Below are 22,811 nucleotides of genomic sequence, written 5' to 3'. Positions count from 1 at the left end.
TATTGTACAGGAAACGTTGCTATTTCGCTTGTTATTACTATATTTTATCTATATAAATAAAACAGTTGTGGGAAACAAATTCTCTCAACTGTTTTGCGTAATTTCTTTTCTTCTATGGAAACGTTGATAAAGTAAAGAAGCAATCAGTGTAAATAGCAAAGGCCCAATCAACAACGTTAAACTTTGACGTAAATTACCTTGTGAAAGAGGCTGATAAAGCTGAAATCCAATCGCTAAAGCGATACAGACAATAACACTGCTGCTAATGAATGTTGCGTTGATGTTTGATTGAGTCAAAACGGCTGTCGGATTGTCTGTTAATTGTTTTTTCTTAAATGCAGGATAAGCAAGGGCAACTAACAAATAAGGGATCGCTCTTGATAGATTTGTCATTAGAGTTAGCTGATTATATAACAAAACAACATATTGACTGCCAAGGCTAATACCTAAAATAAACAAGCTGATCAGACCACCTTGAATCAGTAAAGCATAAATCGGCATATCATGTTTATTTTTTTGTTTTAATCGAGGGTGCCAGTAATGTTTAGGAGTCCCTTCCACCAGTGTTCGAATGGGGAGATAAAAAATAGTAGATAATAAACTGATATAAGAAAGCAACAGCGTCAAAGCAGTAAAACGAGTAAATAGTTGAGCTAGAATTTGAGAGTGAGGTGATGAAAAGGAAAGAGCGTGACCTAAAGCATGGCCCAACTTCTCCATTAATTCGTACATCAAATTCCCTAAATGAACGGTATTATTGGCCTTTAAACTATTTAAATCTATCCCGCCGCTCCATAAAAGGATACCTAAAAAATAACAAAGAACAACCAAAAAACTGCTGTAGATCAATAATCTAGGGAACTGCTTTTTTTGTTTGCCTGTCTTATCAACTAAGCTTGCAATCGTATCTAAACCACCAAACGCCGTAATGGCAAAAATCAGAAAAGATAACTGTTCGATCAACGTTTGTCCAGATGAGGAATCGGTTTGAATCCCTTTGAAACTAGTGGCAAGGTTCGGTAGAATATCAGAGCGATTAGTAATCCATAAGAACAAATTACCACCGAGGCTTGCACTAATCAAAATAGTCATCATAATTCCGCTTAAATATAATGAAGAAGCAATCCCTTTAAATCCTCTACTAACAAAGAACAACGTTACGATAACGGCTAAAATAGATAAAATTCCAATTAGAATAGAAGTCGATAAATAGGGAATAGAACTGCTTTTTTTAGTTAAATCTTCACCGAAAAGTAAAATAGATGAAGGAATCCAAATCTTCATAAACAAGCTGATCATCCAAATAAAATAACTGCAATACCATAAAAAAGCGGCGATAAAAGCAATTTTTTCAGACAGGTGACCGGCTAGCCATTGATACAATCCGCCAATATGATTTTTATAAACGCCTGTAAATTCTGCTATAATAATAGCGTAAGGAATAAAATAGAACAATGCGGCTCCGACAAAATACGGGAACGCCTTGATACCCATTAAGAAAAACGCCGTCGTCATACTAGAAAAAGAAAAAACAGTCATGGTAATGATCATAACTAAACGTTTGGGACTAAAAGTAGTAGTAGTTTTCATAAAAAATCCTTCTAAAATAAGATGATGTTGGCTTAAGAATAAGAGAAGATTTAGTAGAAAACAAGCTTTTTTTTTAAAATTAGGGAATAGGAGTAGTCAAATGACGGATCAAATTCAGCAAAGAATCGATCAAATAAAAGAGGACCTTCAAGTCGATTTTGTAGCTTTAGCACTATCCACAGTCAATGAAGTGACAAAAGTCCGAGTGATTCGCTGGAATTATGTGGCTGGAAATACCAATCAACATTATCAACGTATTAAGTTGCAGGTGGGTAAAGGAATTGGCGGCATTGTTTGGCGAACTGGGAGAGCTTACCAAGCGACAGAGCTACAAAAGCAACCGGAAAAATTAGTTGAACTACCGATTACACGGATGGAGAAATTAGCAACCATTGTAGCCTTTCCTGCATTAGAGGATGGAGAGGTAAAAGGTGTTCTGCTAGTCGGCTATCGAGAAGAGACACTTATTACAGAGGATTTTTTGGCAGTTGCAAAAGAGAAAACAGATGAACTTCTTGTTTATCTATAGGGGAAAAAATGGAAAATCTTATAATGGAAAAATTATTTGAAGAAGCAAAAGATGCGTTGTTTTTGATTGAAGAAAACAAATGCATCAAGCAAAATAATGCGGCATCTGAATTAGCAACAGATTACCCTTTTACTTTAGAAAAAGTTCTAGAAATTGCTAGAGGAGAAGGATGTATGCTTCATTCTACGATGGAAAAGTGTTTAGATTGTGAAGTGAGAGCCGACTGGGATCAAGCTGCCTTTCCCTTGATTTTAGAAGATTCAAAAGGTAGACAAGAGCAATTCAGCGGCAGTTATACGGTGATCAATCAACAAAATGCCTTGTTGAGTATTCGTCGTCTAGCCCTTCAAGATCGTCTGCAGCAAGTGATTCAAAATAAGCGCTTGATCGAATACGTCAATCAAGCACATGAAAATGAGCGTCGAGCACTTTCGCAAGAACTGCATGATGGACTAGCGCAAAGCATCTATAGTTTGATGTTGGAAACCAGACAGTTAAAATGGAACGAAGAATCAGAAGACTTAGCGACTAAATTACAAAAAATCGACGAAGATTTTGTTGCATTACTTGGTGAGGTGAAACAACTTGCGATTGATTTACGTCCGACAGCTTTAGATGATTTAGGGTTGGTCCCGGCAATCGAAACGCTATTACACCGTTTGACAGAAACAACTGGAATAGCGATTCATTTTATTCCGATGATCGAAAATAAACGTTTTCCAGACAGTGTAGAAACAATCACCTATCGAGTGTTACAAGAAAGTGTGATGAATAGTGTAAAGCATGCGTCTGTGGATGAATTGTGGGTAACATTAAGTGAACAAGCTGCTCGCTTAATACTTGCTGTTCGGGATCACGGCAAAGGTTTTGATCTCCAACAAATGAATGAACATAGCCAAGGTTTAGGACTTTTAAATATGCAGGAAAGAGCAGAATCGATCGGTGGGCATCTAATTGTACATTCAGAAAAAGCAGAAGGAACGACAGTAACATTGCAGTTGCCTATTCAATGGGAGGGAGTAAAATGAACATCATAATAGCAGATGATCATGCAGTAGTTAGAAGTGGTCTCCGTTTATTGCTGGAAAGCCAAAAGGAGATCACAGTTGTAGGCGATGCAGCAGACGGCACGGAAGCCTTTTTGCTCCTTGAAAAATATCCAGTGGATGTGGTTTTGATGGACATGCGGATGCCTCCAGGAGAAAATGGCTTACAAACCACGCGTCGTATTAAAGAACATTTTCCTGGCGTAAAGACGATTATTTTAAGTATGCATGATGAAGAAGAATATGTCCGTACAGCTTTAGAATATGGTGCAAAAGGCTATATTCTTAAGAGTTCACAGGATATTGTGTTATTAGAAGCAATCAAGCAAGTGGCCGCTGGCAATATTACAATTGATCCCCTATTTGGTCCATATAATAAAGACCATTGGCTAAAAAAAGTCGATAAAGAGGAGAAGGATGAAAAATACGAGCGACTGTCAAAAAGAGAGCGTGAAGTTTTGCCTCTAGTTTCTTTAGGCTACAGCAACAAAGAAATTGCGGAACGTTTATTTATATCCGTTAAAACAGTTGAAGTACACAAATCTCATGTAATGAAAAAATTAGAATTTGAAACATTTAGCGAATTGTTGCAATATAGTATGAAACATCAATTAATCGACTTATGAGGTGAGTAAAATGATTGGTATTATGTATGTGTTTCACGGTAGCCAAAAAAACGAAAAAAATCAGGCAGCAATGGCTTTTATTAAACAACTAGAAAAAAGACTGGATCCCAGTTTGTACCAAGCAACGGCATTTCTAGAAAATCATCCAGATACGATTCCAAGTGTTGCTGAAAACATGATCAAAAACGGTGCAACGAAAGTGATTGTTGTTCCTGTATTATTATTTGCAGCGAAGCACGCTTTAGTTGATATCCCAGATGAACTCGAACTAGTCATAAGCAACCATCCAGAAATTGAATTTATCCAAACAGAAACATTCGGTAGTAAAAAAGGTAGCCGCCAAGTGTTGTTGAAACGATTGCAAGAAGTAGCTGCTTCTTATCCCGACGAGCAATTAGTGGGGATTTTAGTGGCTCATGGAACAAAACAAACGGATGTACCACAAAACATTTTAACTGAAATTGCAAAAGAAATTCAACAACAAGTGGGATTCTCAATTATTCCCACAAGTTTAAAAGGGCAAGACGATTATTTGTCAGATATCAAAAAGCAAGTATCTGAACATCAAAAAATAGTGATCGTGCCGTTCTTTTTATTTGATGGATATTTGATTACAATCATGAAAAATAAATTAGCCGAAGTCTTCCCAACAACGGAGTTTATCATTACTCGGACACTGGAATTTGACCCACGAATCTTAACAGACTTAGAAGCAATTGTGAACGAGGCTATCCAATGTATCCAGTAATGCTTGATTTAACGGGGAAGAAAATCGTCATTGTCGGCGGTGGGAAAATCGCACTACGGAAAACGCTCGGACTTTTAAAAGGGAAAGGTCAAGTAACCGTCATTGCACCAGATTTTTTACCTGAATTTATTGGATTAGATGGAGTCAAACGAATTACAGCAACCTATAAAGCTGAATATATTCAAGAAGCACAGCTTATTTTTGCCTGTACGGATTCTAAAATAGTTAACCAAAAAATCGTCAATGATGCTACTGAGTATCAATGGGTCAATGATTGTAGCCAAAAAGAGAATAGTGATTTTTATAATATGAGTACGATAGAGCAAGAAGATTACTTGATTGCACTGTCATCTTATGGGAAAAATCCTGCGGAAACTAAGGAAAAGAAATTAGCGTTAATTAAGTTGTTGAATATGAATTAAAAATAATAATAAAAAGGTAGGGAAAATAAAAATGGTTGAACACTATTTAAGGGAAAAGAAAAATAAAACTTTGGGAAGAAGTGTTTTAATTTCTTTTTTTGGTATGATTGGTTGGCTTGTCGTGTGCAGTATTTTCATGAGCGTAAATGAAACACTAGTTATGTTAGTCTTTTTTGCTGGTGTTTTTTTCTTTAGCTACTATTTTGTTAAAGGAATATATTGGACCGTAAAAGGGAAAAAAATAATAAGTTGGACACCAGAACAAATAACGATCTATTCGATTTTTACAAATAAAACAAAGTATTCAATTCCTTGGGACAAAATCGAAAGTATCAGTTATGCGCATGAACAAGGTGTTATTTTTATTAGAGATAACAAAATCTATGATGCGTTAGGTATAAAAACAAGTAGACTAAATCAAAAATTTCAAGCGAAAAATGGTGTCTATTTCAACTATAAAAATATCAAAGGCTATCAAGAAAAAGAAGTCTTACTTTATCTGCGCGCTCTGTTACAAGAGTATTCGCCACAAAATTATGCAGAAGAAAATAAACAGAGTATTGACCAAAATCATGAAGTCAATAGTGTGGAAGAGGAACAAAAAAAAGGAGGCGTGATTCGAGGAATCATCATAGCAGCCGCACTTATTTCCATTGGAATTTTTGTGTTATTATGGGTAATAAGTTTATTTTCTGTTGGAATCAGAGAATCTAGAACGATCGAAATTATCAAGTTCATTTTAGAAATGATTATTGCTATGGGGCTTGTTTTAGTTATTTTTGAATCATATAGTTCTAAAGGGAAGTCAAATAATGAGCAGAAGTTGAGAGAGAAAGAACTAGACAAATAAACTGATTATCAAAGAAAGGCTGTGACTATTAGGTAATTCCCTAATAGTCACAGCCTTTCTTTCTTGCTATTCTAAAAAAGACAAAGCATCAATAAGATTGCTCAAAAAATCACAAAGAGGAGTTTACATAAAATGAAAGAAAAGCTTGTTTTAATTGGTAATGGAATGGCTGGTGTTCGTACGATCGAAGAAATCTTAGATCGTGATTCTGAACGCTATCAAATCACGATTATCGGAGAAGAAAAATACCCAAATTACAACCGGATCATGTTGAGTAATGTCTTACAAAAGAAAATGACCGTTTCAGAAATCATCACGAACCCACTAGAATGGTACGAAGAAAATCAGATTGAACTAATTAATCACGATCCGGCAGAAAAAATGGATACAGAAAATAAAAAAATCACTACAAAATCAGGTAAAGAAATCTCCTACGATAAATGTATTCTAGCAACAGGTTCCAGAGCATTTATCTTACCCATTGAAGGCGCTCAATTAGAAGGTGTTGTTGGTTTTAGAACGATTGATGATACAGAAAATATGCTTGAAACGGCTCAAAAATGCCAAAAAGCAGTGGTGATCGGCGGGGGTTTACTTGGTTTAGAAGCAGCAAAAGGCTTGCTTGATCAAGGTATGGACGTAACGGTTGTTCACTTAGAAAAATGGCTAATGGAAACCCAATTGGATGAAAAAGCAGGGAAAATGTTGCAGGCTGATTTAGAAAAACAAGGATTAAAATTCTTGATGGAAAAAGCAACGCAAAAAATCCTTGGAAAAACCCGCGTAACAGGTTTAGCTTTTAGTGATGGCACTACAATTGAGACGGATCTGGTCGTGATGTCGATCGGAATACGCTCAGAAACCAAGTTGGCAAAAGCCGCAAATATCGAAGTGAACCGTGGCATTGTTGTTGATGACTTTATGAAAACCAACGTTCCAGATGTTTTTGCATTGGGTGAATGTGCAGAACATGATGGGAATGTTTATGGTTTGGTTGCGCCACTATTTGAACAAGGAAAAATTCTGGCAGATGTTTTGACGGAAAAAGAAACCAAACCTTATCAAGGCAGTACCACATTTACTTCTTTAAAGGTGTCGGGCTGTGATTTATATTCAGCTGGAAACATCAAAGAGACAGATGGTATCAACAGTATCGAAGCCTTTGATGGAATCAATTACACCTATAAAAAAATCTTTGTTAGAGATAATCAAGTGGTTGGTGTTGTCCTTTACGGTGACACGAGAGAAGGGAATCGTTATTATAATATTTTGAAAAAAAATGAAAGTATTGAAGAGTATACACCCGTATCTTTACTCCATATGGTTGGTGAAGAAGCTAGTGCTGATGTCAGTGAGTGGCCAGATGATGAAGTGATTTGTGGCTGTAATGGAGTCGACAAAGCGACGATCATGACCGCCATCAACGAAAAAGAATTGACCTCTGTGGCTGATGTAACCAAACACACAAAAGCAGGTGGTTCTTGCGGCAAATGTAAATCAGTGATCGGCGATGTTTTAGCGTATGCCTTAGGCGGTGAAGTGGTTTCTGCGCCAACTGGAATTTGTGCTTGTACTGATTTAACGAGGGATCAAATCGTAACGCAAATCTATGCGAAAAAGCTGACCTCTTCAGAAGAAGTGTATCGTGAATTAAACTTTAGTAATTCAGAAGGCTGTCCTAAATGCCGTCCAGCTGTCAATTTCTATCTAAACGTTGCTTGGCCTAAAGAACACACGGATGAAAAAGAATCCCGCTATGTCAATGAACGCTTATATGCGAATATCCAAAATGATGGGACGTTTTCGGTGATTCCAAGAATGCGCGGTGGGAAAACAAATCCGCAGCAGTTGCTACTGATTGCTAAAGTTGCCGAAAAATATGATGTACCAATGGTCAAAGTGACAGGGAGTCAGCGTATCGGGTTATACGGAGTGAAAAAAGAAGACTTGCCTAAAATTTGGGAAGAACTAGATATGAAATCAGCTGGTGCATATGCTAAAGCCGTTCGTTCTGTCAAAACATGTGTTGGTGCGAACTTCTGCCGTTTTGGTACACAAGATTCAATGGGACTTGGTATTAAATTAGAACAGCGTTACGAATTTATCGATACACCGCATAAATTCAAAATGGGTGTTTCTGCTTGTCCAAGAAGTTGTGTGGAAAGTGGTGTGAAGGATTTCGGAATCATCGGTGTAGAAAATGGGTTCCAAATTTATATTGGCGGAAATGGCGGAACGGAAGTGAAAGAAGCTGTTTTATTAACAACCGTTGAAACAGAACAAGAAGTCATCGATATTTGTGGTGCAATGTTGCAATACTACCGTGAGACAGGGATCTACGCTGAACGAACTGCGCCATGGATTGAACGGATGGGATTTGATGTCGTGAAGGAAGTTTTATTAGATCCAGAAAAATGCCGTGTGTTATTGACTGCGTTAGATGAAGCTGTTGCTGGGCGTCGAGGAAATCCGTGGAATGAAGTGGTAGACGATAATAAAACACGCCAAGAATTATACACAGTGGGGAGAGTCTAAAATGGAAAAAATTTTTGTTGGGCAATTAGAAGAGTTAGCGCCGAGAATGGGCAAAGAAGTTATCATTGGAAAACAGAAAATCGCTGTTTTTCGTTTGAGTGATAATCGTGTCAAAGCGATTGAAAATGTTTGTCCGCATAAACAAGGCCCATTAGCTGAAGGAACTGTTTCAGGTGAATATGTTTTTTGCCCGTTGCATGATTATAAAATCAATTTGAATGATGGACAAGTTCACGAGCCAGATGAAGGTTGTGTTCGTGCATATGAAACAATCGTCGAAGAAGACCGCGTTTATGTCATGGTGTAGCAATGGGAAAAGTCTATTTTGTCGGTGCTGGTTCAGGGGATCCAGAACTATTGACACTAAAAGGAAAAAGAGTGCTGGAATCAGCTGATGTCATTATTTACGATCGGCTGGTTCATCCAGTTTTATTATATTTAGCGAAAGATTCAGCGCGTTTTATTTATAGTGGGAAATATCCAAAAAATCATGTGTTAAAGCAAAAGAACATCAACCAATTATTGTTGGAGGAAGGGCAAAAAGAACAAATCGTTGTACGTTTAAAAGGCGGAGATCCTGGTATTTTTGGTCGTGTAGGAGAAGAAATCGCAACACTTCAACAGGAACAGATCCGCTACGAAATTGTGCCAGGGGTCACCGCTGCATCAGCTGCTAGCAGTTACAGCGGTATTCCACTAACGCATCGTGAGCATAGTAGTAAAGTTACTTTGGCAACTGCTCATCGCCAAGTAGGTGAAACAATCGATTTTAAAGGTTTGACGGAAAACGGCACGATGTGTTTATACATGGGAATAGAACAAGCTGCTAGTACTCAAAAAATACTATTAGAGCAAGGTGTTTCAACCGAACTACCCGTTGTAATCGTTGAATGGGCAAGCTTAGGTCGCCAACGAACAATCACAGCCATGATTCAAACAATGGTCGAAGCAATCGAAGAACATAACATTCAAAATCCTTCGTTGATCATTCTTGGTGAAGTTGCAACGTGCCGTAAGGGGACTGATTGGTTTGAACAATTGCCTTTGTTTGGGCATAAAATTTTATTAATCGATACAGAAAAAATCAAGTTTGAAACGATTCTGACTTATACTCAGCAAGGAGCAGATGTTTATGCGATCCAAGTTGGTAAAGATCGTGATCAGCGCTTTGATGAGGTGCATCAGCAATATCTAAGTGATCATTATTTTGATGAGGTAGTGTATTTAAATTCAGAATTGACGACGATGTATAAAAGACAAGAGGATGTTTTGAATAAGCGATTTATCTAGCTTCATGGGCTAGTCTCTCGGAAAAAAGATAAAAATGGAAAGTGACAAAAAGTGTCACAGTTAATTTTTCCTATTTTTCTGTCGAGACTGAACGAGCCCATTACGCTTTTAAGTCTATCTAGCTTCATGGGCTAATCCTTCGGAAAAAAGATAAATTATGAATAAGGCAAAGAGCGCCTCAGTCATAATTTCCTGTTTTTCTGTCAGGATTAAACGAGCCCATTCAGCTTTTAAATTAAGGAGGTAAAATATGAACTCACTTCAACCACCAGAAATAGTCGATGTTACAATTGAAAAGGGGATTCAAAAAGCTCGGGCTAGTTTTTTGACCTTAGCAGTATTAGGATTTTTAGCAGGTGTTTTTATAGCTGTTGCAGGGATTGCCATGATTCGGGCAATGGGGACGATGCCTAAAGAATGGGGATCACTTGTTAATGTGATCGGTGCGGCAGTCTTTCCATTTGGATTGATTTGTTTGTTATTAGCTGGTGGAGAACTAGTTACGGGGAATATGATGGTTGTTTCTATGGCGTTGTTTGCTAGAAAAATCAGTGGGAGGCAATGGCTGAGAAATATTATGATCGTGACACTTTTTAATTTGATCGGTTCTCTATTTGTTGCCTACTTCTTTGGTTATTTAAGCGGCGCATTACAAGGTGATTTTGCTGAACGTGCGATTCAGGTTTCGCTTGGTAGAACCAAAGATACTTTTTTGCAAGGCTTTCTTTCAGGAATTGCGTGTAATTTCTTAGTTAGCACAGCTGTGTATTTAAATTTTGCAGCGAAGGATTTTATTGGTAAAATCGTCGGGATTTTCTTGCCGATTATGGGCTTTGTGATTTGTGGGTTCCAACACGTAGTAGCGAATATGTTTTTAATTCCGATGGGGATTCTTTTAGGAGGCAACACGTGGTCTGCTTTTGGGCAAAACATGGTTAGTGTGTATCTGGGAAATATCATTGGCGGGGGCTTTTTTGTGGCAGGACTTTATTTCTTGGCTTATAAAGTGGGCACTGGTCAGTTGTTAAAAAAATAAAATCTAGTATGATTAGAAGATAAGAAAAGAAAAAGGGAGTAACGTGAATGAAAACCGTTCGTGTCGGCACCAGAAATAGTCCTTTAGCGATGAAACAAACAACGATTGTTTTAAATTTACTGAAAGAAGTTCATGGGGCTTTTCCAGTTGAAATCGTACCGATGACTACTAAAGGGGATCAGATGCTTTCCGTTAGTTTATCTAAAATTGGTGGAAAGGGTTTGTTTATCAATGAAGTGGAACAGGCTTTATTAGCAGGTTCAATCGATTTTGCCGTGCATAGTCTAAAAGATATGCCAGCTAAAGTCGCAGACGGATTGACATTGGCTGCGATACCCGAGAGAAGTGATCCAGCTGATTGTTTGATTTTTAGAGAAGTGACTGCTCTAGAAGCCTTGCCGATTGGTGCAAGGATTGGAACGAGCAGTTTACGTCGGGAATTTCATATGAAAAACTTGCGAGAGGATCTTCAAGTTGAATCAATTCGGGGGAATGTCGGCACTCGTTTGAAACGGATGGAAGAACAAGGGTTAGATGGGATCGTTTTGGCAGTTGCTGGATTAAAGCGGTTGAATTGGTTTGATGCGCCTACTCATCCTTATGTTGTTTTGACAAGCGAGCAATGCATTCCTGCAGTAGGTCAAGGGGCTTTAGCTGTGGAGTGCCGTAGTCAAGATCAGGAGATGAATGAATTCTTAAAGCCAATCGATCATTTATTGACAAGAAAATTAGTTACAGAAGAACGTGCTTTTTTGGCGATGTTAAATGGAAATTGTGATATCCCAATTGGGGCGTTTGCCTGTCAAGAGCAAGGGAAGTATCGTTTTTCTGGATTTTTAGGGGATAAAGAATTACAGCAATCATTCACTGAAACAGTGAGTGTTCAAGATTTGGAAGGTATCGGCGAGAAAATAGCCAAAAACTTACTAGACGTAATGAGTCAGGAAACGCTATGAAAAAAGTTCTTTTAACTCGCTTGAGAGAAGATAATCATGACGATCGTTTGTATTTTCAAAAAAAAGGTTTTGAGTCAATCGAGATTCCTTTACTGGCGTTAAAAAAACGGGAATTAGGGCAGTTATTTGAAATAATGTTAGCAAAAAGTGAATGGGTATTTTTAACAAGCCAGCATGCCGCTGAATTCTTTTTTCAGCAAGTAAAGACAGATAAACGATATATTACGTTGGAAACAAAAAAATTTGCCGTTATTGGAGAAAAAACAGCCGTCATTCTTTTAAAAAATGGGATAAAAGTTGATTTTTTCTCACCTAATCCAACGAAAGCAAGCTTGTTTAAAACTTGGGCTAAAACGTACCCCGTTGCGACAACTATTTTTTATCCTAAAAGTAATTTAGCAGATAATACTGGAGAGGCGGACTTAGTACAAATAGGTCACTATTTATTCACACCGATCCTTTATGATAATTTTTTATTGGAAGAGAGTAACCGACAATTAAAAAAATATTTAGTAGATAACAAAATCGAAGCAGTTTATCTAGCGAGTCCTTCATTATGGGAGAGATTTTTAGCTATTTTCATTGAGACCGGTTTAAATGAAATGCCAAAATTATATTGTCTTGGCGAAACGACCAAGCAAGCAATTACAAGTAATGGATATGACGTAATCATTAAAGAAAAGGATAGCTAAAAAGAGTAAGTTCTTTTTTAGCTATCCTTTTATAGTGACAAAGTAGTTGACGAAAAGGATAAAACTAGTACAATGAATAGTTCAGAGTATCTATCTTTCTAAAGCTTGAGGAGGTTTTTTTATGAGTAGAGAAGTAATTTTATACATTGCTGCAAGTGTTGATGGGTATATCGCAGAAACAGATGGTAGTATTGACTTTTTAGGCGGTGGAATTGAATTAGTCGAAGAGGATACTAGCTATCAAGAATTGATGGGAAAAATCGATACGGTTGTGATGGGACGTACAACATATGACCAAGTGGTAAATGAGTTAGCACCGGATCAATATCCTTATGAGGAGCAATCATCGTATATTATCACTAGTCACCCAGAGGAGAATACTGAAAAATTGTTCTTTACAAGTCAAGGTCCTGTGGAATTGATCCAAGAATTAAAAAAACAAGACGGAGCAGCAATTTGGGTTGTTGGCGGTGCAAGTATTATCGCCCCGCTAGTCGAAGCGAAGTTGATCGATACGTATATTCTTACAACAATACCGACAATTTTAGGTAAAGGAATCCGTTTATTTAATGAATTAAATGGACCTGTAAACTTAAAAGTAGAGCAAGTCTATGTGAAAAATGATATGGTGTATACAACGTATTCAAATAGATAAGTGAAAGAAGCGCAAATCAGTTTTATTTGGTTTGCACTTCTTTTGTTTTCCAGTATATACAAAATAGTATATACTTAGTATAATGGAGAAAAATAGTTAGGAAAGGAGATTTTTTTGATCAAAAAATTGGCAGCATACAAATTATTGGTAGCGCTAGCATATGCTTTTTTATCATCATTGGCATTAAATTTCTTTTGGTTACCAGGAAATATTTATGCTAACGGAATTACAGGCCTTTCTCAACTGATTTCCACGGTTTTAAAAACGATAGACGGTTTAACCGTGTCGATTCCATTACTAGTGTTATTATTTAATTTACCATTATTGATTGTCTCTTGGTTTAAAATCGATCGTGAGTTTACAGTTTATACGATTTTTGCTGTGTTTATGACTGCATTATTTATGCGGATGATTCCTGTTGTTTCTTTGACGACAGATCCTGTGATTTGCGCTATTTTTGGTGGTGTGCTGCATGGTATATCAGTGGGAATCACATTGAAGAGTGATTTCTCCACAGGTGGGTTAGATATCATTGGAATCGTTGTTAGAAAATTAACAGGGAAAAGTATTGGTACTGTTTTTATTGTTTTTAATCTATGTGTTCAATTTGCGGCAGGCTTTCTATATGGTTGGCAGTTTGCGTTTTATAGTGCACTATCTGTCTTTATTAGTGGGCGCATGGTTGATTATGTGAATACAAAGCAGCAGAAAGTCCAAGTCATGATCGTGACGAATCAAGCAGAGTATGTGATTGATCGATTGCATCAAATCTTGAAAAGAGGAATCACTGTTATCAACGATGTAGAAGGCGCATTTGATCATCAGCAAAAAAAGTTGCTTGTTGTAGTTGTTGCAAAAAAAGAGTTGAAGCAATTAAATGAAGCCGTTAATAAAGCTGATGCAAGTGCATTTGTCAGTGTTTCAACGGGCGTTTCAACAAATACTGCTTTTTATGAATGGTAAATTCTTGTGAGGATCGTTCTTGAAACAACTTTCGATTATAATTAAGCTAAGGATATAATTAGATAGGAGAATAAAAATGGCGAAAAAACAAAGTGTCTTTCAAAAAGTAGCAAAACAAATCCAAGAAAAAATCGATAAAGGCCTTTATATTAGTTCACAACGTCTACCTTCTGAATATGATTTAGCTAAGGAGTTTGGTGTTAGTCGTTTAACGGTGAGAAAAGCCATCGATGAGCTTATTTCTAGAAATATTTTAGTAAAACAAAAAGGGAAAGGAACCTATGTAATGACCCAGCAAAAAATCCAAAGTGGACGTGCTGGACTACAAGGGTTTACGGAAGCTGCTAAAACCTATGGGAAAACATCAAAAACGGAAGTAATTAGTTTCGAACCTGCAATTGATATACCCGATGAAGTGAAAACGGCCTTACAACTAGACGATCAAGAAGATGTTTATCACCTAGTTCGTTTACGCTCATATGATAACGAACCAATGACAGTAGAAGATTTATTTATCCGCTCGATTTATTTGCCAGAAGTCACAGAAAAACAATTAGAAGGCTCCCTATTTAAATTGATCGAAAAACAAATCGAGATTGCATACTCTCATCAAGAAGTTGAGGCTATATTGGTGACAAAAGAACTGAGTCCCTTGCTAAAAGTCGAATCAGGTGAGCCGCTATTGATGGTTCATTCAATCACGTATTCTGTTACTGCGACACCGATTTTATACGATACATCTTATTATCGTGCGGATCGTTACACCTTTAAAAACACACTCCATCGTACGACAACTTAGCATTAAAACTAAAAAAGTCAGGTGAAAAAAATGGAAACAATCAGAACTCGTATTCAAGAAGCAATCAAAAAAAATCAACACCATTTTTTAAATGATTTAAATACAATTATGGAAGTACCTAGTGTGAAGGGACAAGCTGAAGTGGGGGCACCTTTCGGGAAAGAGCCAAGGCGAGCCTTAGAAAAAACACTGACTTTAGCTGAAAGTTATGGGTTTAAAACGAGAGTAGTCAAAGATGCAGTTGGTTTTGCACAATATGGGAATGAACAAGAATATATCGGGGTTGTTGGGCATTTAGATGTAGTTGCGGCAGGTAAAGGCTGGGATTTTCCACCATTTCATTTAAGTGAAAAAAACGGTCGTTTGTTCGGTAGAGGGGTTTTAGACAATAAAGGACCTGCTTTCGCTTGTTTGTACGGATTGAAATTGTTGAAAGAATTAGACGTTCCTTTGGAAAAAACGATTCGGATTATTTTTGGAACGGATGAAGAAAGTGGTTCCGCTGATCTACCTTATTATTTGGCAGAAGAACGACCACCGACGTTTGGTTTTACACCCGACTGTAAGTATCCAGTCGTGTATGGTGAGCGAGGAATTGTTAATATTGAACTGATCACGCCATTTTCCGAAACTGATTTGTCCACTTTGGGTTTGATCGAAGGCGATCAAGCTAAAGATCATGTACCCGACGAATTAACAGTTGAACTAAAATCTGGAAAACGGATTGAAGTGATAGGAAAACGTGCGCCAACGAACGCACCAGAATTAGGTGAAAATGCCATTACCTTATTAGCCGAAAAACTGATGAATGAAGCAAGTTTAGCAGAACCACTTAAAAAATATTTTAAATGGGTTTTTGATAGTTTACATGAGTTACATTTCGGGGAAGGATTTAATTTGGCATTGGCCGATGAGGATTCGGGTAAATTAATACTCACACCATATGAATTGCATAAAAAAGCAGAGGGGATCTCACTATCCATTGCGATTCGCTACCCTGTCACGTTCCAAGAAGAAGAGATTATTGAGCGCGTCAAAGCAATAGTGGTAGAAAATACGGAAGTCGTCATCATAAGAAGCATGAAAGGAACTAATTTTCCAAAAGATGATCCAAACATTCTTGCCTTAGCAGATGTTTACGAAAAAGTTACGGGACTTGATGGAACACCCGTTACAACGACTGGTGCAACCTATGCCAGAACAATGCCGAACATCGTTGCATTTGGCCCCTCATTTCCAGGCCAAAAAGGGATCGCACATAATAAAAATGAATACATGGATTTAAACGATTTACTACTCAATCTTGAAATTTATACCTTAGCACTCTATACACTGGCCGCAAAAAAATAAACGCTATAAAAAAGTATCCAGCCTCCTTTAAAACGATAGGAAGCTGGATATTTTTGTTTTATAGACTGATTACATGACAGATAAAGCAATCAAATCAATCAGTACGTGAGCGATCCAAGATCCCCAAATACTCCTACCCATTTTTAAGTAAGCAATATTCAAAATCAAACGGGCAACACCTTGTAAAAGTAAGACATGTGCCACTGTAGAAAACCAAGAGCCATCCCAATAAGCAGGAATGTGCATTAGACCAAAAACAAGTGCGCTTAGTAGTGTACTGGCAATAAGAGAGAGACCTTTACTTTGTGCTGCTTCTAGTATCCCTATTCCTAATAATTCTTCACCCATCAACATAAAAGGTAACATGAGAATAATTGCGCCTAAATGACCAGAGGCAGGACTTGCTGCCCAGTTAAAGCCTAAGGTTTTTGAAAGCAATCCAATAACTAATCCAATAACAAAATAACTGAGGACAGCCACAGGGATCACCCACAATTTATGTGGTGCCCGAAATGCTGATTTACTCTCTTTTCCAAACGCTAATATCCAAGCGAGCGCTCCCCCAACAAAAAGGCCCCACCAAGCCCAAGAAAAAGTCATCAAAGCCCAAAAACCAATGAGCATTAAGATAGCACCGCCAACTAGTCCTATAGTTGAGCTGTGTAAGGGTTCGTTTTTTTTCATCTGAAATTCCTCCTACTAACATGTATGACTGAGACATCTTTATTTCTTAAATGAAAAGAGAGAAAAATAATTAAAACTTCTTTGATTAAGTATACTTTTTATAAGAAAATTAAGAAATAGATATGCCTATTCAATCGACTGTTATCTTTGATGAATTGAAGTTTAAAGGATTTATCATGATATGAGTTAAAAAGTGGCAAATTTGCTACCAGAAAAATAGCAATCAATGCGTTCTATTAGTGGACAAGTACGATTCCTGATACTATAAAGTAAAGCTAAAAAAGTAGGAGGAACGAATGAAAACATACGGGGAAGTAGTTCGCGAACTACGAATAAAAAAAGGAATTTCGCAAAAGCAACTGTATGAGAAAATCATGTCCAAATCCTATGCGATTCGTTTTGAACAAGGCAAGCATGAGATTTCTTTCTACTTACTAAAACTGATCTTAGAGCAATTATTGATGGAAGTCGATGAGTTTTTGTATATTTTCAATGGATATCGTGCATCTGAAATTGAGCAATTTTACTATGAATATGGTGAAAAAGGGAACCAAAATGATATAGACGGGTTAATTTCAATGAGAACACATCTCAAAAAGAATCCTAATAATGTTCAAACTGAACTTAGGATAGCCGAATTAACCGCACGGATCGAACAATTGACTGAATATGAAAAAACAGGGATCTATTCAAAAAAAGTGATTGATACGCAATCGTTAATGGTCATTCAAGAACACTTGTCTAAGGTTCAAACATGGACATTGGGAGAATTAAGATTATTTGCTAATACATTAGATTATATTGATTATGAAAGAAAATCAGAGTATTTTGAGACGTTATTACGATCGATTGATCGCTATAAATACTTTGAACGAGGAAGGAAAGTCATTTGTACACTCTTGATCAATGAAATCCATGAGTTGGTGTTATCGAATGATGTAGCAGATGCTGAGCATTTAATGAAAAAGCTAAGCGCATTTACCACAGGAGTGGACGAGATGTTTTTTAGAAATTGCCATTTATATTATGAAGGGGTGATTTTGTACATAAAAGGAGAACGAACGTCTGGATGTAAAAAAATTGACCAAGCAATCGAAATATTTGCTACTTTGGGGTATCATCATCAAGCAGAGCTGTCAAAAACTATCTATCAAGAATTAAGTATCCACAGAGATAAAAAGTAAGTGCAAAATAAGAGACTTTTTCTGATAGTTTCAGAAAATGAATATAAAATGAGTTTTACTAGAAGAGGAGGAATTACTATGCTTATTACAACAACAGAAAAAATTCCAGGAAAAGAGTACGAAGTATTAGGAGAAGTTTTTGGTTTAACCACACATTCAAAAAACGTTTTTAAGAATATCGGAGCCAATTTAAAAAATATTGTAGGGGGAGAAATTCACGCTTATACAGAAATGCTGGAAGAATCAAGAGAAACTGCGATTGAAAGACTAAAAAGCAATGCTGAAAAATTAGGAGCAGACGCCGTCGTGATGATGCGTTTTGATTCAGGATCGATTGGGACAGATATGCAATCTGTTGCGGCCTATGGTACGGCGGTGAAATTTAAGAATACAGGTGATTAAACAAGCTACAAATGAATTAAAAAACAAGCTAGATTTAACGTAATTATTATGTTTATTCTAGCTTATTTTTTGAATGTTCAATTTTAGTATATACTAAAATGTATATATCATGTATAATGCAAGTATAAAATATTGAAAACGCTATTTTAAAGGATGGGGATGCAAATGTCATGGGGAATAATTGCTACTTGGCGAATGGCACACGATGGTGTCGTTCAAGCAAGTGAGTCACTGAGAAGCAATGGTCAAGCAGGAGATGCAATTGAGGCAACAATTCAAACAGTTGAAGATTATCCATACTATAAATCTGTTGGATTCGGTGGTTTACCTAATGCTGAGGGCATCTTAGAAATGGATGCTGCTTTTATGGATGGTGATACATTTAAGATTGGCGCAGTTGCTGGAATCACAGATACGAAAAATCCAATTTCTGTTGCTAGAAAATTAAGTGATGAAAAGTTCAACAGTTTTAGAGTTGGAGAAGGCGCAACAAAATATGCCATGCTTAATGGATTTGAGCGGAAAAATATGTTGACCCAAAGAGCACATCGAATCTGGGAAAAACGAGTAGAAGAAATCGCTAAAAGTAATTTAAGCCCATATGATGGACATGATACAATCGGCGCAATTTCTCTTGATACAAAAGGCAGTATGGCGGCTGGAACTTCTAGTTCTGGTTTGTTTATGAAAAAACCAGGACGTGTAGGAGATTCGCCGTTATCTGGTTCTGGTTTTTATGTGGATAGCGAAATCGGCGGAGCATCAGCTACAGGTTTAGGGGAAGATTTGATGAAAGGATGTTTGGCTTATGAAATTGTTCGTCTGATGGGCGAGGGGAAGACACCACAAGAAGCTTGTGATCAAGCAGTCTATACGTTTCATGATAAGCTGACCAAACGCTACGGCAAAGCTGGAGCATTCTCTTTAGTCGCAATGAATAATGCGGGTCAATGGGGCGTTGCCACCAATGTTGAGTTTACCTTTAGTGTAGCAAATCATCGAGAAAAGCCGGCAATTTATCTAGCCAATATGGGTGAAAACCATCAAACGATCATTGAGCCGATCACGCAAGAATGGCTAGATGCCTACGAAAAACGAATCAAAGCACCTATTGATTAATATAAAACAAAGGAGAGAAGAACATGAGTAAAAAAAAGATTTATTTATTTTGTGATGCAGGAATGTCTACAAGTATTATGGTCAATAAAATGATGGAAGTCGTCAACAAACATCAAATGCCGTTAGAAATTACTGCATTTCCAGTTGCTAGAGCGCAAGAAGTAGTCGATCAGGAGAAACCAGTCGCTATTTTATTAGGTCCTCAAGTCCGCTTTTTACTTGAAAAAACGAAAGAACAATTTGTACCACAAGGAATTCCGGTGGCTGCGATCACACCAGAAATTTATGGCATGATGGATGGTGAAAAAGCCTTAAAAGAAGCGTTGAAACTAATTAAATCAAATAAAAAATAACGAAGAGTGGAGCGTGTCTATATGAAAAAGTTTTTAGATTGGTTGGAACGCATCTTGACACCGATGGCTAAAGTCATTGGGGAAAACAAATATCTTGTTGCGATTCGTGATGGCTTTTTATTATCCACTCCTTTACTAATCGTAGGATCGATTTTTCTTTTGATTGCAAACTTTCCGTTACCTCAATGGGATCAGTGGATGTCAGGGATTTTAGGAGCTGATTGGGCGGAGCATATGGCGGTTCCTGCTAATGCAAGTTTCGATGTGATGACGATTTTGGCGGTTGTGGGAATTGCCTACAGTTTGGGCCGTCAATTTAAAGTGGATGCAATGCAAGCAGGGATCATTGCACTGGTATCATTTTTCATCGTAACACCTTATTACACAGAGTATACGCCGGAAGGAACAGAACAATTATTTGAGGTTGTAAGTCTGCCATTAAAATGGATGGGCTCTAACGGACTATTTCTGGGAATGATCGTAGCGTTGATTTCCACAAGGATCTTTGTCTGGGTCTTAAGTAAAGGCTGGACAATCAAAATGCCAGATGGTGTGCCGCCAACAGTAGTGAAATCCTTTGAAGCCTTGATTCCAAGTTTTATTGTGGTCATGATTTTCTTTGTTGCAGATTGGCTGGTTAGTTTAACTTCTTATGGAAACTTACAAGCAATTATTTTTGATTTCTTACAAACGCCATTATTAGCTTTAGGAAATACACTTGGAGCGATGATCATTGCGTATGTTTTCTTGCATTTTTTCTGGTTCTTTGGTATCAACGGAAGCAGTGTTGTTGGCGCTGTTTTTAATCCAGTTTTAAGAGCACTATCAGTTGAAAATTTAGATGCATACAAACATGGACAAGAAATTCCGAATATTATTACTGGACAGTTTCAAGATATGTTCGCTACATTTGGTGGTGCTGGTTCGACCCTTTCGTTGATTGTGGTTATGGTTATTTTCTGTAAGAGTCAACGGATCAAAAAATTATCACAGCTGTCTTTAGTACCTGGGATTTTTGGTATTAATGAGCCGATTATTTTTGGATTGCCAATCGTTTTGAATCCATTGATTTTAATTCCTTTTGTATTGGTGCCGACGATTAATATCATCATTGCGTATTTTGCAATGGACTGGGGACTAGTTCCTTTAACAAACGGTATTCAGTTACCGTGGACCACACCAATCATATTTTCAGGATTTTTGGTAAGTGGCTGGCAAGGTGCTGTTTTGCAAGCATTATTGTTTATTTTAGGCATGTTCATCTACTATCCATTTATCAAAGTAATGGACGATCAATATTTACGTGAAGAAGCACAGGCAGTAGAAACAGAGGAAGAAGAAGAGATCAATTTTGATGATTTTGACTTTGATGATATTTAGAAAGAAGGTTCTTTGATGAAAAGAATTATAGTAGTATTAAACCATGTGCAAGCCGGTATGGGGAGTGATGAAAATGCTCATTTAACTCCTGGCGGTAAGAAATCAGCGATGGGGCCAGGTCAAACACTAAGTCCATTTTTTGAAGAGAATGATGCACAAATTGTTGCGACTCTTTATTGTGGGGATCAGTATTATTTAGAAAATCAAGAAGAAGTGACGAAAAAATTTGTAGGCTTTGCCAAAAAGTTTGAAGCAGATGCCATTTTTTGTGGTCCGGCAATGCAGTATCCTAACTTTGGAGAAATGGCGGCTAAATTAGCGATTTCTTTTAATCAATACGGAATTCCAGCAATTGCGGCAATGTCTGTTGAAAACCCAGCGACAGAGAAATATAAAAAACAAATTCCAATCGTTAAAATGCCGAAAAAAGGTGGCATTGGCTTGAATGATTCATTTAAAAATATGGCACTATTGACTGCTAAAAAAGCACACGGCCAAGACACAACAACAGTAGAAAAAGAGGTTTGCTTTTGATAAGTTCAGCTTATCAAACCGTTCAAAGCAGATAGCACTGTAATCAAACTCCTATAAGTAAGCGAAACAGACGTAAAACAATGCTTGTGTTTTACGTCTGTTTCTATAGATTGAGAGTCATAGCAAAAAGAGAGGGAATCTTCCCTTTGACAAACTACAAAAAAAGAGCTATTATCAATATATCAATTGACTACACATGTAGTTTTTAAGAAGCGTCAAAAAACAGTAAAAAGGAGACTTTTTATGTCAGATAATAAAAAAACATTAAATATCACTGATGCAGAATGGGAAGTCATGCGTGTTGCCTGGGCGACGAAAGAAACAACAAGTAAAGAAGTGACAGATATTCTTAATGAAAAAACTGAGTGGAAAAGTACCACGGTCAAGACGTTGCTGAGCCGCTTAGTTGATAAAGGGATGCTAGGAACAACTCGTAATGGTAATAAGTTTACGTATTTTCCTTTAGTTGAGGAACGGAAAAGCATCGAGGCACTTTCTAAAGAAATGCTGACTAAAGTCTGCAGCAAAAAAGTTGGAAGTGTGCTTGAATCAATAATCGAGGATAGTCTATTGAGTTTTGACGATATTGATCGCTTGGAAATATTACTAAAAGAAAAACGAAATTCAGCGGTGAAAGAAGTACCTTGCAACTGTATAAAAGGACAGTGTCAGTGTCATTTGATTCGTTAGGCAGGAGTACTAAAAAAATATAAGGAGTGTTTAACAATGGAAAAAACAGTATCGATCAATGGAATGAAATGTGACGGTTGCGTAAATATCGTCAAAGAAAATTTCGAAAAAATTGCAGGGGTTCAGTCTGCTAGTGTTGATTTAGAAAAAAAATCAGCATCTGTAACAAGTAATAGAGACATTTCTAATGCTGAATTACAGAATTCATTATCAGAAACAAAATTTACTGTTGAATAAAAACAGGCTGAGATAAAAGAATCTTTATTTAAACAAGTGTGGCGCAAAACAAAAACAGTTTTGCGCCACGCTTTTTTTGTATACTAATAATGCAACTATTCAATTGCAACGAAATGGCTACGCTTACATTGTTGCAAATAA

At 37.1% G+C, this 22,811-nt stretch carries 26 protein-coding genes; 24 read left to right on the top strand and 2 right to left on the bottom strand.

Annotation, left to right across the window (positions count from 1 at the left end):
- Positions 1–84 precede the first annotated feature (84 nt).
- Complete coding sequence (locus BCR21_RS06790) at positions 85–1,590, bottom strand: amino acid permease (RefSeq protein ID WP_069645726.1); 1,506 nt, start codon at positions 1,588–1,590, stop codon at positions 85–87.
- 100 nt (positions 1,591–1,690) lie between these two features.
- Here BCR21_RS06790 and BCR21_RS06785 point away from each other — a divergent pair, with 100 nt between their 5' ends.
- The 16 genes from BCR21_RS06785 (at position 1,691) to BCR21_RS06710 (ending at position 16,087) form a co-directional block, all read left to right on the top strand.
- On the top strand, positions 1,691–2,119 hold the full coding sequence (locus BCR21_RS06785) for a GAF domain-containing protein (RefSeq protein WP_069645725.1): 429 nt from the start codon (positions 1,691–1,693) through the stop codon (positions 2,117–2,119).
- Positions 2,120–2,142: 23 nt separating this feature from the next.
- Positions 2,143–3,147: a sensor histidine kinase gene (locus BCR21_RS06780; RefSeq protein ID WP_240488074.1), complete on the top strand. Its 1,005-nt coding sequence runs from the start codon at positions 2,143–2,145 to the stop codon at positions 3,145–3,147.
- Positions 3,144–3,791 (top strand): response regulator transcription factor, encoded by a 648-nt coding sequence (locus BCR21_RS06775; protein ID WP_069645723.1) that lies wholly within the window; start codon positions 3,144–3,146, stop codon positions 3,789–3,791. The genes BCR21_RS06780 and BCR21_RS06775 overlap by 4 nt, the downstream gene beginning before the upstream one ends.
- 10 nt (positions 3,792–3,801) lie before the next feature.
- Positions 3,802–4,539: a sirohydrochlorin chelatase gene (locus BCR21_RS06770; RefSeq protein ID WP_069645722.1), complete on the top strand. Its 738-nt coding sequence runs from the start codon at positions 3,802–3,804 to the stop codon at positions 4,537–4,539.
- Entirely contained in the window at positions 4,527–4,961 is a 435-nt protein-coding gene (locus tag BCR21_RS06765; protein WP_069645721.1) for a precorrin-2 dehydrogenase/sirohydrochlorin ferrochelatase family protein, read from the top strand. The genes BCR21_RS06770 and BCR21_RS06765 overlap by 13 nt, the downstream gene beginning before the upstream one ends.
- A 31-nt stretch (positions 4,962–4,992) precedes the next feature.
- Positions 4,993–5,811: a hypothetical protein gene (locus BCR21_RS06760; protein WP_069645720.1), complete on the top strand. Its 819-nt coding sequence runs from the start codon at positions 4,993–4,995 to the stop codon at positions 5,809–5,811.
- A 132-nt stretch (positions 5,812–5,943) separates the two neighbouring features.
- Positions 5,944–8,346 carry a nitrite reductase large subunit NirB gene (nirB, locus tag BCR21_RS06755; protein WP_069645719.1) on the top strand — a complete coding sequence of 801 codons (2,403 nt, stop codon included), beginning with the start codon at positions 5,944–5,946 and terminating at the stop codon, positions 8,344–8,346.
- Position 8,347: 1 nt separating this feature from the next.
- On the top strand, positions 8,348–8,653 hold the full coding sequence (nirD, locus tag BCR21_RS06750) for a nitrite reductase small subunit NirD (RefSeq protein ID WP_069645718.1): 306 nt from the start codon (positions 8,348–8,350) through the stop codon (positions 8,651–8,653).
- A 2-nt stretch (positions 8,654–8,655) separates the two neighbouring features.
- Positions 8,656–9,636 carry a uroporphyrinogen-III C-methyltransferase gene (cobA, locus tag BCR21_RS06745; RefSeq protein ID WP_069645717.1) on the top strand — a complete coding sequence of 327 codons (981 nt, stop codon included), beginning with the start codon at positions 8,656–8,658 and terminating at the stop codon, positions 9,634–9,636.
- Positions 9,637–9,886: 250 nt separating this feature from the next.
- The gene (locus BCR21_RS06740; protein ID WP_069645716.1) at positions 9,887–10,672 is read left to right on the top strand and encodes a formate/nitrite transporter family protein; all 786 of its coding nucleotides are present in this window, start codon (positions 9,887–9,889) and stop codon (positions 10,670–10,672) included.
- 47 nt (positions 10,673–10,719) lie between these two features.
- Positions 10,720–11,628: a hydroxymethylbilane synthase gene (gene hemC / locus BCR21_RS06735; RefSeq protein ID WP_069645715.1), complete on the top strand. Its 909-nt coding sequence runs from the start codon at positions 10,720–10,722 to the stop codon at positions 11,626–11,628.
- Positions 11,625–12,320, top strand: a complete 696-nt coding sequence (locus BCR21_RS06730; RefSeq protein ID WP_069645714.1) for a uroporphyrinogen-III synthase — start codon at positions 11,625–11,627, stop codon at positions 12,318–12,320. The genes hemC and BCR21_RS06730 overlap by 4 nt, the downstream gene beginning before the upstream one ends.
- A gap of 121 nt (positions 12,321–12,441) precedes the next feature.
- The gene (locus tag BCR21_RS06725; protein WP_069645713.1) at positions 12,442–12,975 is read left to right on the top strand and encodes a dihydrofolate reductase family protein; all 534 of its coding nucleotides are present in this window, start codon (positions 12,442–12,444) and stop codon (positions 12,973–12,975) included.
- Positions 12,976–13,101: 126 nt separating this feature from the next.
- Positions 13,102–13,938 (top strand): YitT family protein, encoded by an 837-nt coding sequence (locus BCR21_RS06720; RefSeq protein WP_139125634.1) that lies wholly within the window; start codon positions 13,102–13,104, stop codon positions 13,936–13,938.
- A gap of 76 nt (positions 13,939–14,014) precedes the next feature.
- Entirely contained in the window at positions 14,015–14,737 is a 723-nt protein-coding gene (locus BCR21_RS06715; protein ID WP_069645712.1) for a GntR family transcriptional regulator, LSA1692 subfamily, read from the top strand.
- 30 nt (positions 14,738–14,767) lie between these two features.
- Positions 14,768–16,087 (top strand): Sapep family Mn(2+)-dependent dipeptidase, encoded by a 1,320-nt coding sequence (locus BCR21_RS06710; RefSeq protein WP_069645711.1) that lies wholly within the window; start codon positions 14,768–14,770, stop codon positions 16,085–16,087.
- A gap of 69 nt (positions 16,088–16,156) precedes the next feature.
- On the opposite strand, the gene BCR21_RS06705 is transcribed toward BCR21_RS06710, so the two are convergent.
- Positions 16,157–16,771, bottom strand: a complete 615-nt coding sequence (locus BCR21_RS06705; RefSeq protein WP_069645710.1) for a CPBP family glutamic-type intramembrane protease — start codon at positions 16,769–16,771, stop codon at positions 16,157–16,159.
- A 296-nt stretch (positions 16,772–17,067) separates the two neighbouring features.
- Between BCR21_RS06705 and BCR21_RS06700 the strand changes: the two genes are divergently transcribed.
- The 8 genes from BCR21_RS06700 (at position 17,068) to BCR21_RS06665 (ending at position 22,670) form a co-directional block, all read left to right on the top strand.
- Entirely contained in the window at positions 17,068–17,955 is an 888-nt protein-coding gene (locus tag BCR21_RS06700) for an Rgg/GadR/MutR family transcriptional regulator (protein WP_069645709.1), read from the top strand.
- A gap of 78 nt (positions 17,956–18,033) precedes the next feature.
- A complete protein-coding gene (locus BCR21_RS06695; protein ID WP_069645708.1) occupies positions 18,034–18,357 on the top strand; it encodes a heavy metal-binding domain-containing protein in 324 nt (107 codons plus the stop codon).
- Positions 18,358–18,522: 165 nt separating this feature from the next.
- A complete protein-coding gene (locus BCR21_RS06690) occupies positions 18,523–19,476 on the top strand; it encodes a glycosylasparaginase (protein ID WP_069645707.1) in 954 nt (317 codons plus the stop codon).
- A 23-nt stretch (positions 19,477–19,499) separates the two neighbouring features.
- Positions 19,500–19,829 (top strand): PTS sugar transporter subunit IIB, encoded by a 330-nt coding sequence (locus BCR21_RS06685; protein WP_069645706.1) that lies wholly within the window; start codon positions 19,500–19,502, stop codon positions 19,827–19,829.
- A gap of 21 nt (positions 19,830–19,850) precedes the next feature.
- The gene (celB, locus tag BCR21_RS06680) at positions 19,851–21,209 is read left to right on the top strand and encodes a PTS cellobiose transporter subunit IIC (protein ID WP_069645705.1); all 1,359 of its coding nucleotides are present in this window, start codon (positions 19,851–19,853) and stop codon (positions 21,207–21,209) included.
- A 15-nt stretch (positions 21,210–21,224) separates the two neighbouring features.
- The gene (locus tag BCR21_RS06675) at positions 21,225–21,743 is read left to right on the top strand and encodes a GrdB-related putative oxidoreductase (protein ID WP_069645704.1); all 519 of its coding nucleotides are present in this window, start codon (positions 21,225–21,227) and stop codon (positions 21,741–21,743) included.
- Positions 21,744–21,986: 243 nt separating this feature from the next.
- A complete protein-coding gene (locus tag BCR21_RS06670) occupies positions 21,987–22,433 on the top strand; it encodes a CopY/TcrY family copper transport repressor (protein WP_069645703.1) in 447 nt (148 codons plus the stop codon).
- Between the two features lie 36 nt (positions 22,434–22,469).
- Positions 22,470–22,670 (top strand): heavy-metal-associated domain-containing protein, encoded by a 201-nt coding sequence (locus BCR21_RS06665; RefSeq protein ID WP_069645702.1) that lies wholly within the window; start codon positions 22,470–22,472, stop codon positions 22,668–22,670.
- Positions 22,671–22,811: the final 141 nt, after the last annotated feature.

Source organism: Enterococcus ureasiticus (assembly GCF_001730285.1).
GTDB classification, from domain to species: Bacteria; Bacillota; Bacilli; order Lactobacillales; family Enterococcaceae; genus Enterococcus_L; species Enterococcus_L ureasiticus.
This window is presented reverse-complemented; position numbering and strand designations above follow the sequence as displayed.

Bases quoted from the DNA above. Each gene is read 5' to 3' on its own strand.
- BCR21_RS06770 (WP_069645722.1), top strand. From the start codon at position 3,802: ATGATTGGTATTATGTATGTGTTTCACGGTAGCCAAAAAAACGAAAAA.
- BCR21_RS06785 (WP_069645725.1), top strand. From the start codon at position 1,691: ATGACGGATCAAATTCAGCAAAGAATCGATCAAATAAAAGAGGACCTT.
- BCR21_RS06710 (WP_069645711.1), top strand. From the start codon at position 14,768: ATGGAAACAATCAGAACTCGTATTCAAGAAGCAATCAAAAAAAATCAA.
- BCR21_RS06740 (WP_069645716.1), top strand. From the start codon at position 9,887: ATGAACTCACTTCAACCACCAGAAATAGTCGATGTTACAATTGAAAAG.
- BCR21_RS06665 (WP_069645702.1), top strand. From the start codon at position 22,470: ATGGAAAAAACAGTATCGATCAATGGAATGAAATGTGACGGTTGCGTA.
- BCR21_RS06760 (WP_069645720.1), top strand. From the start codon at position 4,993: ATGGTTGAACACTATTTAAGGGAAAAGAAAAATAAAACTTTGGGAAGA.
- BCR21_RS06695 (WP_069645708.1), top strand. From the start codon at position 18,034: ATGCTTATTACAACAACAGAAAAAATTCCAGGAAAAGAGTACGAAGTA.
- BCR21_RS06725 (WP_069645713.1), top strand. From the start codon at position 12,442: ATGAGTAGAGAAGTAATTTTATACATTGCTGCAAGTGTTGATGGGTAT.
- nirB (WP_069645719.1), top strand. From the start codon at position 5,944: ATGAAAGAAAAGCTTGTTTTAATTGGTAATGGAATGGCTGGTGTTCGT.
- hemC (WP_069645715.1), top strand. From the start codon at position 10,720: ATGAAAACCGTTCGTGTCGGCACCAGAAATAGTCCTTTAGCGATGAAA.
- celB (WP_069645705.1), top strand. From the start codon at position 19,851: ATGAAAAAGTTTTTAGATTGGTTGGAACGCATCTTGACACCGATGGCT.
- BCR21_RS06730 (WP_069645714.1), top strand. From the start codon at position 11,625: ATGAAAAAAGTTCTTTTAACTCGCTTGAGAGAAGATAATCATGACGAT.
- BCR21_RS06765 (WP_069645721.1), top strand. From the start codon at position 4,527: ATGTATCCAGTAATGCTTGATTTAACGGGGAAGAAAATCGTCATTGTC.
- BCR21_RS06700 (WP_069645709.1), top strand. From the start codon at position 17,068: ATGAAAACATACGGGGAAGTAGTTCGCGAACTACGAATAAAAAAAGGA.
- nirD (WP_069645718.1), top strand. From the start codon at position 8,348: ATGGAAAAAATTTTTGTTGGGCAATTAGAAGAGTTAGCGCCGAGAATG.
- BCR21_RS06780 (WP_240488074.1), top strand. From the start codon at position 2,143: ATGGAAAAATTATTTGAAGAAGCAAAAGATGCGTTGTTTTTGATTGAA.
- BCR21_RS06715 (WP_069645712.1), top strand. From the start codon at position 14,015: ATGGCGAAAAAACAAAGTGTCTTTCAAAAAGTAGCAAAACAAATCCAA.
- cobA (WP_069645717.1), top strand. From the start codon at position 8,656: ATGGGAAAAGTCTATTTTGTCGGTGCTGGTTCAGGGGATCCAGAACTA.
- BCR21_RS06675 (WP_069645704.1), top strand. From the start codon at position 21,225: ATGAAAAGAATTATAGTAGTATTAAACCATGTGCAAGCCGGTATGGGG.
- BCR21_RS06775 (WP_069645723.1), top strand. From the start codon at position 3,144: ATGAACATCATAATAGCAGATGATCATGCAGTAGTTAGAAGTGGTCTC.
- BCR21_RS06690 (WP_069645707.1), top strand. From the start codon at position 18,523: ATGTCATGGGGAATAATTGCTACTTGGCGAATGGCACACGATGGTGTC.
- BCR21_RS06685 (WP_069645706.1), top strand. From the start codon at position 19,500: ATGAGTAAAAAAAAGATTTATTTATTTTGTGATGCAGGAATGTCTACA.
- BCR21_RS06705 (WP_069645710.1), bottom strand. From the start codon at position 16,771: ATGAAAAAAAACGAACCCTTACACAGCTCAACTATAGGACTAGTTGGC.
- BCR21_RS06790 (WP_069645726.1), bottom strand. From the start codon at position 1,590: ATGAAAACTACTACTACTTTTAGTCCCAAACGTTTAGTTATGATCATT.
- BCR21_RS06670 (WP_069645703.1), top strand. From the start codon at position 21,987: ATGTCAGATAATAAAAAAACATTAAATATCACTGATGCAGAATGGGAA.